The organism is Flavobacterium sp. K5-23 (assembly GCF_023278045.1).
Classification (GTDB): domain Bacteria; phylum Bacteroidota; class Bacteroidia; order Flavobacteriales; family Flavobacteriaceae; genus Flavobacterium.
The window spans coordinates 205,092-222,157 of the sequence record NZ_CP056783.1; the positions used below are offsets into that span (position 1 = coordinate 205,092).

Sequence of the window (17,066 nt, forward strand, 5' to 3'; positions counted from 1 at the left end):
AAAAGAACTATACACAAACAATATCCATCCCGGCTCCCTCCCCTTTGGGGAGGGCGGGGTGGGGAAAATAAATAAGATAAAATGGCAAAAGATATAAAATTTGATATTGAAGCACGTGACGGATTAAAACGTGGTGTTGATGCATTAGCAAATGCAGTAAAAGTAACCCTAGGACCAAAAGGTCGTAACGTAATCATTGGGAAATCATTTGGTGGACCAACGGTAACAAAAGATGGTGTTTCTGTTGCAAAAGAAATTGAATTAAAAGACCCGTTAGAAAACATGGGAGCTCAAATGGTTAAAGAAGTTGCTTCTAAAACGAATGACTTAGCCGGAGACGGAACAACTACTGCAACAGTACTTGCTCAAGCCATCGTAAAAGAAGGATTGAAAAACGTTGCTGCAGGAGCAAATCCAATGGATTTAAAAAGAGGAATCGACAAGGCTGTTGAAGCTATTGTTGCTGACTTAGCAAAACAAGCAAAAGTTGTAGGGAGTGATTCAGACAAAATCAAACAAATTGCTTCAATTTCAGCTAACAACGACGAAGTTATTGGTGAATTAATCGCTAATGCTTTCGCAAAAGTTGGAAAAGAAGGAGTAATCACTGTAGAAGAAGCTAAAGGGACAGATACTTATGTAGATGTTGTGGAAGGAATGCAATTTGACAGAGGATATTTATCTCCTTATTTTGTTACTAATCCAGAGAAAATGGAAGTAGAACTTGAAAGTCCTTACATCCTTTTATACGACAAAAAAGTTTCATCATTAAAAGAATTATTACCAGTTCTTGAGCCAGTTGCTCAATCTGGAAAACCTTTATTGATTATTGCTGAAGATGTAGATGGTGAAGCATTATCAACATTAGTTGTAAACAAACTTCGTGGAGCTTTAAAAATCGCTGCTGTAAAAGCACCTGGTTTTGGAGACAGAAGAAAGGCTATGCTAGAAGATATTGCTATCTTAACTGGTGGAACCGTAATTTCTGAAGAAAGAGGATATACTCTAGAAAATACGACTATTGAAATGTTAGGTACTGCTAAAAGAGTAACTATCGATAAAGACAATACAACTGTAGTAAGCGGTGCTGGTGAGGCTGATATGATTAAAAATCGTGTAAACCAAATCAAAGGTCAAATGGAAGCTTCAACTTCTGATTATGACAAAGAAAAATTACAAGAGCGTTTAGCTAAATTAGCTGGTGGTGTTGCTGTACTTTATGTAGGAGCTGCATCTGAAGTTGAAATGAAAGAGAAAAAAGACAGAGTTGACGATGCTTTACACGCAACTCGTGCTGCTGTTGAAGAAGGAATTGTTGCTGGTGGTGGTGTTGCTTTATTAAGAGCAAAAAATGCATTAAGCACTATCAAAGCGGATAACGCTGACGAAGCTACTGGAATTCAAATTGTTTCCCGTGCAGTTGAATCTCCATTAAGAACAATTGTTGAAAACGCAGGTCTTGAAGGATCTGTAGTAGTTGCTAAAGTAGCCGAAGGTTCTGGTGATTATGGATACAACGCAAAAACAGATGAATATGTCGATATGTTAAAAGCGGGAATCATTGACCCTAAAAAAGTAACACGTGTAGCACTAGAAAATGCAGCTTCAGTAGCTGGTATGATCTTAACTACTGAATGTGCTTTAATTGACATCAAAGAAGAAAATGCAGGTGGAAACCCAATGGGTGGCGGTATGCCAGGTATGATGTAATATCAATCCATCATATACATAAAAAAATCCGTTCACCAAAAGTGAACGGATTTTTTTATGTATTATTATAACAAAGATTAGATAAACACCTTTTTAACACTAATCTTATTTGCAGTTTAAATTACTTGGGTTCAAATAATAAATGCGAATTCCTATACTATTATTCCTCCGAAGCAGGAAGTTTTTTGGCGAATTTAAGAAGCACCGGAGAAAGCGTTATGACTACAAGTCCGATAACAATTAACTCAATATGTTCCTTTAGGTTTATTTGATAATTATCAAGCAAGAAGCCATATAAATAATGACCTGCAAATATTAAAGAGAATGACCATAGAAAAGAACTTACCACATTATAGAACATAAATTTCTTTTTTTCCATAGTAACAATTCCAGCAACAATAGGAGCAAAAGTTCTAAATATTGGAAGGAATCTCGCGAAAATAATCGCTCTACCACCGTGTCTTTCAAAGAAATCTTTAGATTGAATCAGGTATTTTTTCTTGAACCAAAATGAATCTTCTTTATTATATAAATAATAACCACTTTTAGAACCAAACCAATAACCTACCATATTTCCTAATATACCAGCCAAAGCAACTCCTGTAGATAATAAAACTACATTAATAAAATCGCTCTCAATAAAAAGCACATTTTCTATTAATTCTCGGTTATAAATACCCGCAAGAAACAACAAACTATCACCTGGTAAAAAGAACCCGGCAAACAATCCTGTTTCAGCAAATACAATAAACAACACTATATAAATCCCTAATTTTATACCATTAATATCAAAATGAATATAAAAAAGGGGGTCTATTAAATTTTTCCAATCAAAACTGCTCATTCAAAGGGGGATTTATGCTAAATTAATTCGGGCGTGAAAGTAATGATAAATAACTTTAACCCACAATTTATTGCAAAGTTTTAAAGTTTTATTAACTGTTAAAACTTTTTTTTAAAGCATTCCCCACATTTAACATTAGTATAAAATCCCTCGATAGAACTATTCTTTAAAAACATCATACTAACCACGACCTCATATCTTAAAGAACCAAATCCCTCCGAATGTTTTAGAATTCAAACTCTTGCCCCATTAAAGCAACAGTACAATCAAAGCCATACTGTTCATTTATCTTTATTCTAAGTTCATCTGCCGGTATGTTTTCACCATGGACTAAAAACACTTTTTCGGGTTTGTTTTCAAGAGCGGAAAGCCAATTAAGTAAATCTTTTTGGTCTCCGTGTGCTGAGAGTCCTTGAATTTCAAGAATCTGTGCCAATACAGGATAATACTTACCGTGAATTTTAACTTCTTTAGCTCCTTCTAATAATTTTCTTCCTCGAGTACCTTCTGCCTGAAAACCAACGATAATAACTGTAGTTTCGGCTAGTTCAATATAACGCTCTAAATAACTCAGTACTCTCCCGCCAGTAACCATTCCACTAGCTGCGATTACCACTTTTGGTTGCTTATTATAAATTGCTTCGATTGTATCTTTATAATCAGTAATCATGGTAAACATTTTACTCATTGCGATACATTCATCTAGTGATAACTTATGCCATTTTATATTATTAAAAAATATTTCAAACGCATGAACACCCATAGGAGAATCGATAATATATGGGATATCGGGTATTTTACCTTCTTCTTTCAATTGCCATAATAAATACATAATACTTTGAGCTCGCTCTACGGCAAAACTTGGAATTATAACTGTTCCTCCCTTTTCGACTGTATTATTTATATATAGTTCCAGTTCTGACTTAGCATCAGTGTCAGGATGAAGACGGTCTCCATAGGTACTTTCGAGAAATATAATATCTCCTTTTTTTGGTTTGACAGGCGGAAACATCAAAACATCATTATCACGGCCAATATCTCCCGAAAAAACTAAGGTTTTATTTTCGAGCATCAATTCTATACTACATGCACCAATAATATGTCCAGCACCAATAAAATTAGCCGAAATTTCGGCATCTAAAGGAACAGGTTCATTACTATTTATTACTCTAAATAAAGGAAAAACTTTCTCAGCTTGTTCAACTGTATAAAGGGGCTCAGCAACTTTATGCTTAGAATAATGCTCTTTATTTGCTCTTTCAGCTTCTTCTTCCTGAATCTTAGCACTGTCCAATAAAATAAGTTTTGCAATATCTTTTGTAGGGCTATTGCAATAAATTTTTCCTTTAAATCCTTGATTGACAAATCTGGGTAACCAACCACAATGGTCTAAATGCCCATGAGTCAATAAAACAAAATCAATAGTAGAAGACAATACAGGCAAAGGTTCCCAATTAAGCTCCCTCAACGGCTTTATACCCTGAAAAAGTCCGCAATCAATCAAAATTCTAATACCATTACTTTCGATTAATGTTTTTGAACCTGTAACGGTTCCAGCTCCACCAATAAATGTAATTTTCATGTTATTATTTATTAAATTAATAAATCGACTTCACCTTATTTAAACTATCCAAAACACTTACACAATTCTGAAACTTCTTTCATCACATTTTTTATTCTTTTAGAACTCAGTCCAATTTTCTCCAAACTTTCAGAGTTATTTATCAGTTCTTTCGCCAAAATAATGTCTAAAATTAATAATTTCCCTTTTTCGGCAATAGTCATAGTCGTCAAACAAGTAACTGGGTAAAGACATTCAATATCACTCTTGGTTTTCAAATTATTACCCTTAGGATAATCCCAGCTTAACAGGTTTATTCCAGAACATTTCGCAAAATCTATAGCATCCGAAGTGAATCTATTATTAGTAACTATCCAACAATCAGAAACTGTGTCCTCATTAGAAAAAATTTGGTGTTTATTCTCTTTTACATCATTAAATCTTGATAGAACATACATTGGAATTTTTACATTTGAAGAAGCGTCTCTTTTAGAATGAAACTTACATTCGATCATACAAATAACATTGGATTTTTTCACGAACACATCTATTTCATGAGTCACACATTTCCCTTGTAAAATTAAATTGAGTTTAGTTTGATAATCTTCTGCTGCAAAAAGTTTTGCAATATATTTTTCGAAAAAAAATCCCTCAGGACCTAACTGCTGAAGTCCAGTTCTAAGATTGTACCTGGCCGCATGAGAATTGGCCTCTTTTTTTAAAAGACTAAAAGCCTTCTTATAAATATGTTTTGTTGAAATACCATCATAGACTTCCTTACCTATTTGGCGCAAAATATCATTTACCACAGCGATAGTAGCCCCAGATTTAATTAGAGATTTCTTTAGCTTTTCGGGCTCAAAATCAACAATGTCACCCGAATATTTAACTACTTTCATATCCTTATCTTTCTGATTATCAACTAATCCATTAAAGATAAAGAAAAAAAAACTATTTCTTTTTCATTTGGTAATAAAAAGCAGGAATAAACAACAATACAAAAATAGGCTGTATTAGAAAACGCCTGATATAAAAAAGCATCATATTATTCTCATTTCCGTAAAAATATATGATCAAAAAGAAAGAAATTATCAAAAAAACAAAAAACAAAGTGTACAAAATTGACACAAATTTAATCATGTTGATTTCATTAAAAACCGAATAAATAATCCCCAAAGAAAGCAAACTATTAAGTCCGTAACGAAAAGCCAAACCTATTACCAAATAAAATGAATTGTATTGCGGCAGAGGCAAATTATTAAAATCCTTTTTAAAATACTCCAAGAAAGGATCATAGAACAAGCTGTTTTCGTAAGTCCTTACTAAAACTAGCATCAAAATAAAAAACAGTATCGAAACAACTCTCAACTTATGTGCGAACAGTATTTTTAGCATACAAAGAAAATTTATTTACCCATATAACCCACAATATAAAAACAACACCATATATAAAAAGCGGAAAAAGAACACCATGTAGTATAGCCTCATGTTGCGGAAAAAAATATAAGGATACACATAGGGCTGCTATTCGTATTACATTTAAAACATAAATAATCAGAATTCCTCCAAAAATAAAAAGAAGGGTCTGTTTCAACTTTCCGGAAAAAGAAACCACAAAGGAGATAAACAATATAATTATACTTATAGCATTACAGCCCTCTATCATACGGGCAACATATTTTTTATGATAAATCAACTTAATATAAGCGTCAGAAACATTTTCTTCAATAGCGACATCCTGACCAAACAATTCCAAAACTTGCTTAGTATTATTAGCAACTAATATAGTTACTGAATCGACTTTTCCCTCATCTACACTATTTAAATACCCTTGGTAAATTAATGTAAGAACAATGTAAGTCAAAAAAAACTTCGCCAGGAAAAATAAAAAGGGTTTATATCGAATAAAATATTGTTTCAAAATCTATTTTTTACCAAATTTATACTTTTTTTTAACAGCCATTAAATACTTTTGTAAAATAAAAAAAACAATTATGACATTCCAGGAAATAAAACCAAAAGTTACAGATATCACATTAGATACAAACCTTTCAAGAGACGAAAAACTATTAGCAGTGTGCAAGCTATTGAATGAATCGATTGACTATTATAACTGGGTAGGATTTTATTTTGCAAATCACGAAACCAGAACCTTACACCTTGGTCCTTACATAGGAGCCGAAACAGATCATACCATAATTCCTTTTGGAAAAGGGATTTGTGGTCAAGTTGCAGTATCTAATGACAACTTTGTTGTTCCAGACGTAGCAGCCCAAGACAATTACATTGCTTGCAGCTTTACAGTAAAATCAGAAATCGTAGTGCCTTTATTTGTAAACGGAGAAAACATTGGGCAAATAGACATTGATAGTCATGTTATTAATCCATTCACGGATGCTGATGAGCGCTTTTTAGAATTTGTAAATGAAGAGATTGCAAAGCTGTACTAATAGTATTACATTTGTTTTATTATTAAAACTCTATGAAATTTAATCTACACTTAGCTTTATTCTTTTTAATTCCTTTTTTATCAATCTCCCAAACACCTGTTAGTAAAATTACTTATATGGATTCTTTATGGAAAGAAACCACCGAAGAAAACTATAAATATTACAGGATAGTAAAAGAATATTATTCTGACAAGAAAATATATAACGTGATTGATCATTACAAATCAGGAGCTATATATATGGTAGGGAAATCCAATAATAAAGACTATCTTAATAAAGATGGCCAGTTTATATATTATTACGAAAATGGAAATAAAAAAACAATTTCTAATTTCGATAAAGGGAAACAAACAGGGAAACAATATAATTGGTATGAAAACGGAAAGCCAAAATCTGAGATTGAATACATAGAAATTAAAAACGAAACGACACCAGAGTTAAACATCAATCAATATTGGGATGCAAATAACAATCAGAAAGTCATTGATGGAAATGGAGATTATGAAGATTTAAGCGAGACATTATTTGAAAGCGGAAAAACAAAAAATGGATTACATGAAGGAGTCTGGAAAGGATATGGCATCAAACCTAAATACACTTATACAGAAAACTATGAAAACGGCAAATTAATATCAGGGACAAGTATTGATTCTTCTAACATTGAACATAGCTATAAAAAAGTGAACCAGTACCCTGTACCCAAAAGAGGTATGAATAATTTTTATAGTTACATAGGTAAATCAATGAGTATACCAATAGCAGCTCGAAATACTGTTTCTGGAAAAATATATCTGACATTTGTAATTGAGACAGATGGTAGTGTAGTAGATATTAAAATAATAAAAGGGATTGGTTACGGAATAGATGAAGAAGCGATTAGAGTAATAAAGGATTACAAATATTGGAATCCAGGAATATTAAGAGGCATACCTATAAGAGTACTATACTCCATTCCAATCACGATAGTATTGTAACTAAATAATTATACAAAAATTATTTAAGTTATTCCAAAATAAATAATATCTTTGCACCCGTCTAACAATAGATGCTAGACATACATAAAAATCATTAAACAAATATTGGAATGTATTTAACTAAAGAGATTAAAGAAGAAATCTTCGCACAACACGGAGAAAAAACAAACACTGGGAAATCTGAAGCGCAAATCGCTTTATTCACTTTCAGAATTAGCCACTTAACTGAGCACTTGAAAAAAAATCGCCATGATTATAACACAGAGCGTTCATTAGTACTACTAGTAGGTAAAAGAAGATCTTTGTTGGATTACTTGAAAAAGAAAGAAATCAACAGATATCGTGAGATTATCAAAGTATTGAGTATCAGAAAATAATCAATATAAAAAAGAGGTGCGTAAGTGCCTCTTTTTGTTTTTAAATAGATTGCATAAAAAAGTTTGGTTTTTCATTGGGTTTTAGGCATTAACTACGCAAACAACAACTACAACACAACTAAAACCCATGTTTAACTAATATAATTAAATTTATGATTCCACAATTATTTGTAGAAAGTATCGATTTAGGTGATGGCAGAAACATCACAATCGAGACAGGTCGTTTAGCGAAACAAGCTGATGGATCTGTAGTAATTAGAATAGGAAAAACTGTTATTTTAGGAACAGTAGTATCTTCAAGAAAAGCAAGTCCAGGTATCGACTTTTTACCACTAACGGTAGATTATCGTGAAAAATTTGCTGCAGCAGGACGTTTTCCTGGTGGTTTCTTCAAAAGAGAAGCAAGACCAAGTGACAACGAAGTGTTAACAATGCGTTTAGTAGACCGTGTTTTACGTCCACTTTTCCCAGATGATTACCATGCTGAAGTTCAAGTTATGATTCAATTAATGTCTCATGACGATGACGTAATGCCAGACGCATTAGCAGGTTTAGCAGCATCAGCAGCTTTAGCTTTGTCTGACATTCCTTTCGAAACTTTAATCTCTGAGGCTAGAGTAGGAAGAATCGATGGTAAATTCATCATCAACCCAAGTCGTGCACAATTAGAATTATCAGATATTGATATGATGATTGGAGCTTCTATGGATTCTATCGCAATGGTAGAAGGTGAAATGAAAGAGATCTCGGAAGCTGAAATGCTTGAAGCAATTAAATTTGCTCACGAACATATCAAAAATCAAATCTCTGCTCAATTGCGTTTACAAGCTGCTTTTGGTAAAAAAGAAGTTCGTACATACGAAGGAGAAAGAGAAGACGAAGCTATTTACGCTAAAGTAAAAGCAGCATCTTACGATAAAATTTACGCTATTGCTAGCAAAGGTTCTTCTAAACAAGAACGTACAGCTGCATTTGACGAAGTTAAAGAAGAAGTTAAAGCGTTATTCACTGAAGAAGAATTGGCAGAAAATGGAGATTTAGTTTCTAAATATTTCAAAAAAACCAACAAAGAAGCTGTTCGTAACGTAACCCTAGATTTAGGAACACGTCTTGACGGAAGAAAAACAACTGAAATTAGAGATATCTGGTGTGAAGTAGATTACTTACCATCTGTACACGGTTCAGCATTGTTTACACGTGGAGAAACTCAAGCATTGGCAACAGCAACTTTAGGGACATCTAGAGAAGCTAACCAAATTGATTCACCATCTCAACAAGGTGAAGAAAAATTCTACTTACACTATAATTTCCCTCCTTTCTCAACTGGTGAAGCTCGTCCTCTAAGAGGAACTTCAAGAAGAGAAGTAGGTCACGGAAACTTGGCTCAAAGAGCATTAAAAAATATGATTCCTGCTGATTGTCCTTATACAATTCGTGTTGTATCTGAAGTATTAGAATCTAACGGTTCATCTTCTATGGCAACAGTTTGTGCTGGAACATTATCTTTAATGGATGCAGGTATCCAGTTGATTCGTCCAGTTTCAGGAATTGCAATGGGATTAATTACTGATGGAGATCGTTTTGCAGTATTGTCTGATATTCTTGGTGACGAAGATCACTTAGGAGATATGGACTTTAAAGTAACTGGAACTTCTGAAGGAATTACAGCTTGCCAAATGGACATCAAAATTGATGGATTGAAATACGAAATTATGGAAGCTGCACTAGCACAAGCTCGTGACGGTCGTTTACATATTCTTGGAAAATTAATCGAAACTTTAGCATCTCCAAAAGAAGACGTTAAAGCTTACGCTCCAAAAATTATTACAAGAAGAATCCCTAATGCTTTCATTGGAGCATTGATCGGACCTGGAGGAAAAGTGATTCAAGAATTACAAAAAACTACAGGAACAACAATTGTTATCAATGAAGATCCAGCTACTGAAGAAGGGGTTATTGAAATTTTAGGAACTGATCCTGCTGGAATTGAAGCAGTATTGGCTAAAATTAAATCAATCACTTTCAAGCCTCAAATGAATGAGTCTTACGAAGTAAAAGTAATCAAAATGCTAGATTTTGGTGCAGTTGTAGAATACACATCAGCTCCAGGAAACGAAGTTTTATTACACGTATCTGAGTTGGCTTGGGAACGCACAGAAAATGTTTCTGATGTAGTCAACATGGGTGATGTTTTTGAAGTGAAATACTTAGGTATGGATCCAAAAACCAGAAAAGAAAAAGTGTCAAGAAAAGCACTTATGGCAAGACCTCCACGTGAGGAAAGAAAAGAGTAATCAGATCTTAGTTTACTAAAGGTTTATTTATAGATAACCCCAATTCATTTATTTGAATTGGGGTTTTTCGATTCTAGATACTTTTATAAAGCAAGGATAGTAAACTCTCCACTCTTCATTAATTTCAATATATAAATTTTTCAATTACTGTTTATCTCAAAAATCAAAACGATAACCTAATGCAAACTGATTGTATTTAAAAAAATTCCTGGCTGTAAAGTCTGCAAATAGTCTTCCTTTGCCAAATTTCAAGTTAGTCCCAATAATTATGTTATGCGCTGCTTTTACATCATCATTAATTTTGATAAGACCAGCTCCAATACCTGCATAAGGCGTCATAAATTCAGAAAATTTAAGAGCATTAAATGGGTAAATAAAATTCCCTGAAAGACCAAAAGAACTTGGGTTCGCAATGCCATAATAAAACTCCGGCATCAACTCTATTTTAGTATTTCGTAGTCCGTAATTAATTCTTGCACCTATATTAAATGTTGTTTGCCCTCCTACATTGGCTCCTAAATACCCACTTGCCCCTCGATAAGTCATTCCGTTAGAAGATGTTCTTTCCTTTTTTAGAAATCTTCCTGGCACAAGCACATTCTCTCTCACCTCCACATAATCATCCTCCCTAGTTACGACATTTGTTTTTTGGTCGCCACTTACAATTGGATTCACAACAACAACTCTATCTCTTTCTACAGGAGTTGAGCTTAACATATCAATCTTTTTTGAATTTAACTCTGATTGCATTTTTAAAGCGTCAAGCTTCGCAATCAACTCTTTATTTGGATCTAAATCTTCATTAATACCTTTAGCTTTTTTATCCAATGAAGAAGACCCATTATTCTGTAAAATTAATTTTTCAAGAAAATCGATTCTTTTATTGAGTTGCTCGACTTCTATAGCCTGACTCTCTCCTTTTTTTGACGGATAGGTTTCTTCCAGAATTTTATCAATCAGCAGTTCCAGCTCAGCAGGAGTCATTTTTACTAATTCCTTGCTCTGAACAAAGCCTTCTTTTTTCTCTATAACCACTACTTCTTTAGTTACAACTTTTTCCTGACTAGATACAGCAGTGGTTCCGTCAGATTTTTTCCTTACTGTCTCAACCTCATTTAAAGCTTTTTTAGTTTCACTTTTTTGTTCCAATACTTGAACTGCTTTCTCTACATCATTTTCACGATTTGCCTTCTCTAATTCGACCTGTAAAGAATCAAGTTGTAATTGATATTTTTCTTTCAAACTTGTTAATTTCTGATTGTTATTCGCTTTTTGCATATCTAATTTCTTCTGATATTCTTCTTGTGAGATTTTATCTTGGGTAACTAAAGCATCATCTAATTGAGATTGATATACTGCAGAAGGGCTTTTAGATTTTGCCCCAAAAGTCAACTTCATTCCAGCATTATACATCATATGAGTTTGCAATTGATCAGTCCCTGCTAAATCTTCAACATCCTGGCTCGATGTAACCATTCCTCTCGCGCCACCCGTTATCAAAAAGTTTTTACTCAATGGAATGTTTAACCCTAAACCAGCCGAAGCAAATTCCTCTCCATCAACTGAAACATCATTCACACCTAAATAATTGCTTGACGGATTTAAGTAACCTCCACCCAACACTAGATAAGGGGACACTCCGTTACCATCATTTAAACGAGCTCTAAATTCAACGCCGTACATCGCCATTTTGTCAAAATTTGTTGACAGTTGATCGTTTTCAGTCGCTTGAAGATAGAACAATCTTATCCCAGTGTAAGCATCAAAATCAAAACCCACATATCCTCCCAGCAACCAGGTATTCCTAAAAGAAGAATCATTATCAAATTCAATGTAATTCATACTTGGTTCCACTACCCAGCGCAATCCTTTAAAACCACCTTTAAACTTTTGTAGATAAGCCCTATCAAGTTCCGATAACGTTCCTGGACGTCTTCCTCCTAAATAAAACTGTAATGACCCCTGTACTGACCAATTAGAAAGTAAACTACTCTGAAAGTCAGCATTAGTAACACCAAAAGTCGTTTTATCGCCATCAGTTAATAAATTCTTACCTGCATCAAAATTATACTGGGTGTTTTTCCCTTCAATTGAAAACACAATCCTATCAGTTAGTTTGGTTTTTATCCCTAAACCAAAACTGGCATATATTTGATCGAAATCTTTACCACCATCAATTTCAATATTTTGAACTCCTGTTCCTAAAGTGACATAAGGATTGAGATTCCCCACACCTATATTTGCTTTAAATTCACCTCCCCATCGAGTTAAAGTTATATCTTGTGGATTAAACATACTGCTGGAAAATCCATTAATACCAAAGTTATCAAAATTCGTTTTCAAATCTATCGACTGTAGATAGATAGCACGTAATTCCACATATTCACCAAAACTAAAACCCAACTTACCTCCCAATAAAATACCGTCCTCTAAACCAGATTGATTGTCCCACCAAGTATATTCAGCAAATGGGGAAAGTGTAAAACTAATGTCCTTTACTTGCGCAAAACCAAAATTGACAGAAAGCAAAAACAGGGTTATGTATCTAATGTTTTTCATGATATTTTATTTTAAAGTTCCTAATATTGATAAAACTATAGCATTACTTATATTATTAATTTTCAAACTAACTAATCCGGCAATATTTCTACAACAGCTTCATACAGTCACTTACTATTTCTCAAAATGCCTGTTATTCACAATTACATTTTAAAACCAATAGAAAATAGCTCATACTACTTTTAGACACAACTAATCGCATAAAGTCACAAAACCACCAATTGTGACTTTTATTAATTGTCTGTGTCTTACTTAAAAAGGATTGCATTATGAAAACCAAAATATTCTTTATAGTAATTTATTTTTTATTTTCTTCCGCTGCTCAGTCTCAAGAGACTGCCGAGAGTGTTATAATAATTTCAGAAGAAAATCTTATTTCATTGATTAAAAAAATTAAAGAAAAAAGAGATACCGTTATATTTGAGAATGAGAAAAACATCAATCGGTTTTCTAATTCTGATTTAAAAGGAACCAACTTCGAGTTTCCTGAATCCAGTTCTAAACAACAATCTCAGTTAAATGCTATTTATGCCAAACTACAAACATTAGAATATGATATTAAATTACTGAACGCTTCATTGAATAGCAACCAAAAAAAAACATCGGGAAAAGGGTCTTTAACTGTGGTGACAACTCCCAGAAATGCCACAACAACATATTCGACAATAGCTGAAGGAAAAAACAAAACAAACACCTTACATTCTGAAGAAGTAGCTGAGCTAGAGAAGAAAATAATTACTTTAAAAAAAGAAGCTTATGAACAGTTACTTACAAGAGAAAAGCAAGAGAATCTTAATCGTTCAAAAAACGACTACGATGAAATAATACGGCTTTTGAATTCAAAAAACACATCCAAAGACACTTTGATAATCGAAAAAAGAGAAATATCAGACTACCCAGAACTAATGAAAAAATTCGACAGCTTTCATAGTGAGGTGCATTTTGATAATAACTCAAAAGCAATAAAAGAAAGTCAAACAAAACAATTAGATGAAATTGTCAGTATTCTAAAATCTACCGATAAAATTGATGTGTATTTAAAAGGATTCGCCAGTAACAAAGGCAACCCAATTTACAATCAAAATTTATCGACACAAAGAACTGAAAATGTAAAAAAATATTTGGTTAAAAACGGGATTCATCCCAGTAGAATCCTAACGCAATACCATGGCATTGATTATGCTGCAAACAAAGAAGAATATGCACGTAGAGTTGAATTGTCCTTTATTATCCGAAAATAACTTCGCCTAACTAAACAAATCTCAATTTAAAATTTAAAAATAGACTTTCATAAATTGGAATTTATTGAAATTCATATGTATTATACACTGCTATAATTTTTGACTTCGCTCTTAGAATCCTCATTTTTACGGCACTTTCAGACAATCCCAGTAGCTCTTGCAATGTTTTTAAAGACAAATCATCTTGGTATTTCAATTTAAGAATCATACTTTCCTCTGGTTTAATTTTTGTCAATGCCAATTCTAATCGATCGATCTGCAATTGACTTAAGTTACAATCATTTAACTCAGCGGCTAAGTTATATTCTTCTTTTAATGGTTTAGAGTTCGAGGTTATTTTCCGCTCCTTATTTCTATTAAGATAATTAATTCCATAATTTGAAGTTACCGAATACAACCAGGTGGAAAATTGCGATTCCCCATTAAAACTGTGGAGTTTTACAAAAACATGTAAAAAAACATCGTGTGTTAAATCCTTTGCTTCATCCCTGGAACGTACAAAACTAAAGCATTTACTGAATACCAAAGGTTCGTACTTGTCATATAAAACTCCAAATAAAACTATATCATTAGATTTACATATCTGCGACACCAATTCTTCGTCTGTTACTTTGTAGTTTTTTTCCATAATATATTTAATATTTAAACTATTAAACACCATAACTTGCTAGTAATCCCATTAAATATACAAAAAATAATCACCGATAAACCACAATTTACTGTATTTCAAGCGTTTGTGAATATTTTTTTTATTTTTGTTATCTCTTTTGTAACTTTTTCGACACTCCATACGTATAACTATTTGTACACTTATAAAATTAGGGAGACAAAAACATGAGACAACTTAAAATTACCAAGCAGGTTACCAATCGTGAAACTGCTTCATTAGACAAATACTTACAAGAAATAGGTAAAGTTGACCTTATTACCGCTGACGAAGAAGTAGAATTAGCTCAAAAGATTAAAGCTGGGGATCAAAAAGCCCTAGAAAAATTAACGAAAGCTAATTTACGTTTTGTTGTTTCGGTAGCAAAACAATACCAAAATCAAGGACTTACACTTCCTGATTTAATTAACGAAGGAAACTTAGGTCTTATTAAAGCGGCTCAACGTTTTGATGAAACACGTGGTTTCAAATTCATTTCATACGCTGTATGGTGGATTCGTCAATCGATACTACAAGCATTGGCTGAACAATCTCGTATCGTTCGTTTGCCATTAAATAAAATTGGTTCTATCAATAAAATCAACAAAATGTACGCCTTATTAGAGCAATCTAACGAGCGTCCACCATCTGCTGAGGAAATTGCAAAAGAACTAGACATGACAGTAAATGACGTAAAAGAGTCTATGAAAAACTCTGGTCGTCACTTATCTATGGATGCCCCTCTTGTTGAAGGAGAAGATTCTAACCTTTACGATGTATTGCGTTCTGGTGAATCTCCAAATCCTGACAGAGAATTAATCCACGAATCATTGCGTACTGAAATCGAGCGTTCACTAGAAACATTGACTCCTAGAGAGGCTGATGTGGTTCGTTTGTACTTTGGTCTTGGTGATCAACACCCAATGACTCTTGAGGAAATAGGAGAAACTTTCGACCTGACTCGTGAGCGTGTACGTCAAATCAAGGAAAAAGCAATCCGAAGATTGAAACACACTTCAAGAAGTAAAATACTAAAAACCTACTTAGGTTAATTTACAATATCCCCCAATTAAAATTTTTAAATCAATTTAATTATTTAAATATTAAAACTTTTAATTCAAAATGAACAACAGTTTGATTGACTGTTCGTTTTTTGATTGATGATTGAAACTCCGGCTGATTACCGGAGTTTTATTTTTTTCAATAAAACTCTCGGTCTGTTCGAGCAAAGCTCTCGGGTTTCCGGAGTTTTATTTTTATAATCTGAATTCATTTTAGATACTTCTCACTTTTCACTTTTCACTTTTCACTTTTCACTTTTCACTTTTCACTTTTCACTTTTCACTTTTCACTTTTCACTCTTCACTCTTCACTTTTCACTTTTCACTTTTCACTTTTCACTTCTCATTTTAAACTTTAAACTTTAAACTTTCTCATTATAATGGCGTAACCCTTCGTAAAAACTCCGGGTCGGGCTTTCCATTTCAATCTTTTACTTTTAAAAGAAAAAGTAAAAGGATTTCCATTGCAATCCCTTACGCTAAAAAAACAATTGAGAAACACTAGTTGATTTCCTCTAAAATAAACAACTACAAAAACAAACCTGCAAAAACTTTGAGGACTTTACGAAAAACTTTGTGAACTTTACGGTTAAAAAACTAATTTTGCAGACACAACAACTTAAGAACCTGAAATAAATTCAGGTTAAACAACTACACAATGAAGAATACACTTATTGCACCATCAGTATTAGCAGCAGATTTTGGAAATCTACAACGAGACATCGAAATGATTAACGCAAGTGAAGCCGACTGGTTTCACATTGACATTATGGATGGTGTTTTTGTACCCAATATCTCTTACGGAATGCCTGTTTTAGAAGCGATCAACAAACACGCTAAAAAAACAATCGACGTTCACTTGATGATTGTAGATCCAGATCGTTATATTAAAACCTTTGCTGAATTAGGAGCAAATATACTTAGTGTGCATTACGAAGCTTGTACACACCTTCACAGAACCCTTCAGGCCATCAAAGCCGAAGGAATGAAAGCTGGAGTCGCCATAAATCCTCATACTAATATTGACTTACTGGAAGACGTTATCAATGATATTGATTTAGTTTGTATCATGAGCGTAAATCCTGGATTTGGTGGTCAGTCATTTATTGAGAATACTTATGCTAAAGTCAAAAAATTAAAAGAATTAATTATTAGAAAAGGAGCTGCAACTTTGATCGAAGTTGACGGTGGAGTTACTAATAAAAATGCAAAACAACTTGCGGAAGCAGGAGCTGATGTTCTTGTAGCGGGGAGTTATGTCTTTAAAGCCGAAAACCCAATCACTACAATTGCAGATTTAAAAAAGCTGACAACAATATAAAGATAAAACGTCCCATTCTCTTCAGAAT

At 33.3% G+C, this 17,066-nt stretch carries 15 protein-coding genes; 8 read left to right on the forward strand and 7 right to left on the reverse strand.

Annotation, left to right across the window (positions count from 1 at the left end; translation table 11 throughout):
* Positions 1 to 81: 81 nt before the first annotated feature.
* A complete protein-coding gene (gene groL, locus FLAK523_RS00955) occupies positions 82 to 1,710 on the forward strand; it encodes a chaperonin GroEL (RefSeq protein WP_248905467.1) in 1,629 nt (542 codons plus the stop codon).
* Positions 1,711 to 1,870: 160 nt separating this feature from the next.
* Here the strand turns inward: groL and FLAK523_RS00960 are convergent, their stop codons facing one another.
* The 5 genes from FLAK523_RS00960 to xrtF all read right to left on the reverse strand — a co-directional run bounded on the left by FLAK523_RS00960 (position 1,871) and on the right by xrtF (position 6,036).
* Complete coding sequence (locus FLAK523_RS00960; RefSeq protein ID WP_248905475.1) at positions 1,871 to 2,554, reverse strand: DedA family protein; 684 nt, start codon at positions 2,552 to 2,554, stop codon at positions 1,871 to 1,873.
* Positions 2,555 to 2,780: 226 nt separating this feature from the next.
* Positions 2,781 to 4,136 (reverse strand): MBL fold metallo-hydrolase RNA specificity domain-containing protein, encoded by a 1,356-nt coding sequence (locus FLAK523_RS00965; protein WP_248905476.1) that lies wholly within the window; start codon positions 4,134 to 4,136, stop codon positions 2,781 to 2,783.
* A gap of 44 nt (positions 4,137 to 4,180) precedes the next feature.
* The gene (locus FLAK523_RS00970) at positions 4,181 to 5,014 is read right to left on the reverse strand and encodes a restriction endonuclease (protein ID WP_248905478.1); all 834 of its coding nucleotides are present in this window, start codon (positions 5,012 to 5,014) and stop codon (positions 4,181 to 4,183) included.
* Between the two features lie 52 nt (positions 5,015 to 5,066).
* Positions 5,067 to 5,510 (reverse strand): exosortase F system-associated protein, encoded by a 444-nt coding sequence (locus tag FLAK523_RS00975; protein WP_248905480.1) that lies wholly within the window; start codon positions 5,508 to 5,510, stop codon positions 5,067 to 5,069.
* A complete protein-coding gene (gene xrtF, locus FLAK523_RS00980; protein WP_248905482.1) occupies positions 5,485 to 6,036 on the reverse strand; it encodes an exosortase family protein XrtF in 552 nt (183 codons plus the stop codon). The genes FLAK523_RS00975 and xrtF overlap by 26 nt, the downstream gene beginning before the upstream one ends.
* 73 nt (positions 6,037 to 6,109) lie before the next feature.
* Here xrtF and FLAK523_RS00985 point away from each other — a divergent pair, with 73 nt between their 5' ends.
* The 4 genes from FLAK523_RS00985 to FLAK523_RS01000 all read left to right on the forward strand — a co-directional run bounded on the left by FLAK523_RS00985 (position 6,110) and on the right by FLAK523_RS01000 (position 10,210).
* Positions 6,110 to 6,565 (forward strand): GAF domain-containing protein, encoded by a 456-nt coding sequence (locus FLAK523_RS00985; RefSeq protein ID WP_248905484.1) that lies wholly within the window; start codon positions 6,110 to 6,112, stop codon positions 6,563 to 6,565.
* Positions 6,566 to 6,597: 32 nt separating this feature from the next.
* Positions 6,598 to 7,539 carry an energy transducer TonB gene (locus FLAK523_RS00990; protein WP_248905486.1) on the forward strand — a complete coding sequence of 314 codons (942 nt, stop codon included), beginning with the start codon at positions 6,598 to 6,600 and terminating at the stop codon, positions 7,537 to 7,539.
* Positions 7,540 to 7,649: 110 nt separating this feature from the next.
* Positions 7,650 to 7,916 carry a 30S ribosomal protein S15 gene (gene rpsO / locus FLAK523_RS00995; RefSeq protein WP_248905497.1) on the forward strand — a complete coding sequence of 89 codons (267 nt, stop codon included), beginning with the start codon at positions 7,650 to 7,652 and terminating at the stop codon, positions 7,914 to 7,916.
* 152 nt (positions 7,917 to 8,068) lie between these two features.
* Positions 8,069 to 10,210: a polyribonucleotide nucleotidyltransferase gene (locus FLAK523_RS01000; protein WP_248905499.1), complete on the forward strand. Its 2,142-nt coding sequence runs from the start codon at positions 8,069 to 8,071 to the stop codon at positions 10,208 to 10,210.
* A gap of 156 nt (positions 10,211 to 10,366) precedes the next feature.
* On the opposite strand, the gene FLAK523_RS01005 is transcribed toward FLAK523_RS01000, so the two are convergent.
* Complete coding sequence (locus tag FLAK523_RS01005) at positions 10,367 to 12,769, reverse strand: hypothetical protein (protein ID WP_248905502.1); 2,403 nt, start codon at positions 12,767 to 12,769, stop codon at positions 10,367 to 10,369.
* Between the two features lie 269 nt (positions 12,770 to 13,038).
* On the opposite strand from FLAK523_RS01005, the gene FLAK523_RS01010 reads away from it, so the two are divergent.
* On the forward strand, positions 13,039 to 14,010 hold the full coding sequence (locus FLAK523_RS01010) for an OmpA family protein (protein ID WP_248905504.1): 972 nt from the start codon (positions 13,039 to 13,041) through the stop codon (positions 14,008 to 14,010).
* A 61-nt stretch (positions 14,011 to 14,071) separates the two neighbouring features.
* Here FLAK523_RS01010 and FLAK523_RS01015 read toward each other — a convergent pair whose 3' ends face one another.
* Positions 14,072 to 14,638 (reverse strand): RNA polymerase sigma factor, encoded by a 567-nt coding sequence (locus FLAK523_RS01015; protein WP_248905506.1) that lies wholly within the window; start codon positions 14,636 to 14,638, stop codon positions 14,072 to 14,074.
* A 206-nt stretch (positions 14,639 to 14,844) separates the two neighbouring features.
* On the opposite strand from FLAK523_RS01015, the gene FLAK523_RS01020 reads away from it, so the two are divergent.
* Complete coding sequence (locus FLAK523_RS01020) at positions 14,845 to 15,708, forward strand: RNA polymerase sigma factor RpoD/SigA (protein ID WP_007137700.1); 864 nt, start codon at positions 14,845 to 14,847, stop codon at positions 15,706 to 15,708.
* A 667-nt stretch (positions 15,709 to 16,375) separates the two neighbouring features.
* Positions 16,376 to 17,038, forward strand: a complete 663-nt coding sequence (gene rpe / locus FLAK523_RS01025; RefSeq protein ID WP_248905508.1) for a ribulose-phosphate 3-epimerase — start codon at positions 16,376 to 16,378, stop codon at positions 17,036 to 17,038.
* Positions 17,039 to 17,066 lie beyond the last annotated feature (28 nt).

Excerpts from the sequence above, each read along its gene's own strand:
- groL (WP_248905467.1), top strand. The coding sequence starts at position 82 with ATGGCAAAAGATATAAAATTTGATATTGAAGCACGTGACGGATTAAAA.
- FLAK523_RS00960 (WP_248905475.1), bottom strand. The coding sequence starts at position 2,554 with ATGAGCAGTTTTGATTGGAAAAATTTAATAGACCCCCTTTTTTATATT.
- FLAK523_RS00965 (WP_248905476.1), bottom strand. The coding sequence starts at position 4,136 with ATGAAAATTACATTTATTGGTGGAGCTGGAACCGTTACAGGTTCAAAA.
- FLAK523_RS00970 (WP_248905478.1), bottom strand. The coding sequence starts at position 5,014 with ATGAAAGTAGTTAAATATTCGGGTGACATTGTTGATTTTGAGCCCGAA.
- FLAK523_RS00975 (WP_248905480.1), bottom strand. The coding sequence starts at position 5,510 with ATGCTAAAAATACTGTTCGCACATAAGTTGAGAGTTGTTTCGATACTG.
- FLAK523_RS00985 (WP_248905484.1), top strand. The coding sequence starts at position 6,110 with ATGACATTCCAGGAAATAAAACCAAAAGTTACAGATATCACATTAGAT.
- FLAK523_RS00990 (WP_248905486.1), top strand. The coding sequence starts at position 6,598 with ATGAAATTTAATCTACACTTAGCTTTATTCTTTTTAATTCCTTTTTTA.
- rpsO (WP_248905497.1), top strand. The coding sequence starts at position 7,650 with ATGTATTTAACTAAAGAGATTAAAGAAGAAATCTTCGCACAACACGGA.
- FLAK523_RS01000 (WP_248905499.1), top strand. The coding sequence starts at position 8,069 with ATGATTCCACAATTATTTGTAGAAAGTATCGATTTAGGTGATGGCAGA.
- FLAK523_RS01005 (WP_248905502.1), bottom strand. The coding sequence starts at position 12,769 with ATGAAAAACATTAGATACATAACCCTGTTTTTGCTTTCTGTCAATTTT.
- FLAK523_RS01010 (WP_248905504.1), top strand. The coding sequence starts at position 13,039 with ATGAAAACCAAAATATTCTTTATAGTAATTTATTTTTTATTTTCTTCC.
- FLAK523_RS01015 (WP_248905506.1), bottom strand. The coding sequence starts at position 14,638 with ATGGAAAAAAACTACAAAGTAACAGACGAAGAATTGGTGTCGCAGATA.
- FLAK523_RS01020 (WP_007137700.1), top strand. The coding sequence starts at position 14,845 with ATGAGACAACTTAAAATTACCAAGCAGGTTACCAATCGTGAAACTGCT.
- rpe (WP_248905508.1), top strand. The coding sequence starts at position 16,376 with ATGAAGAATACACTTATTGCACCATCAGTATTAGCAGCAGATTTTGGA.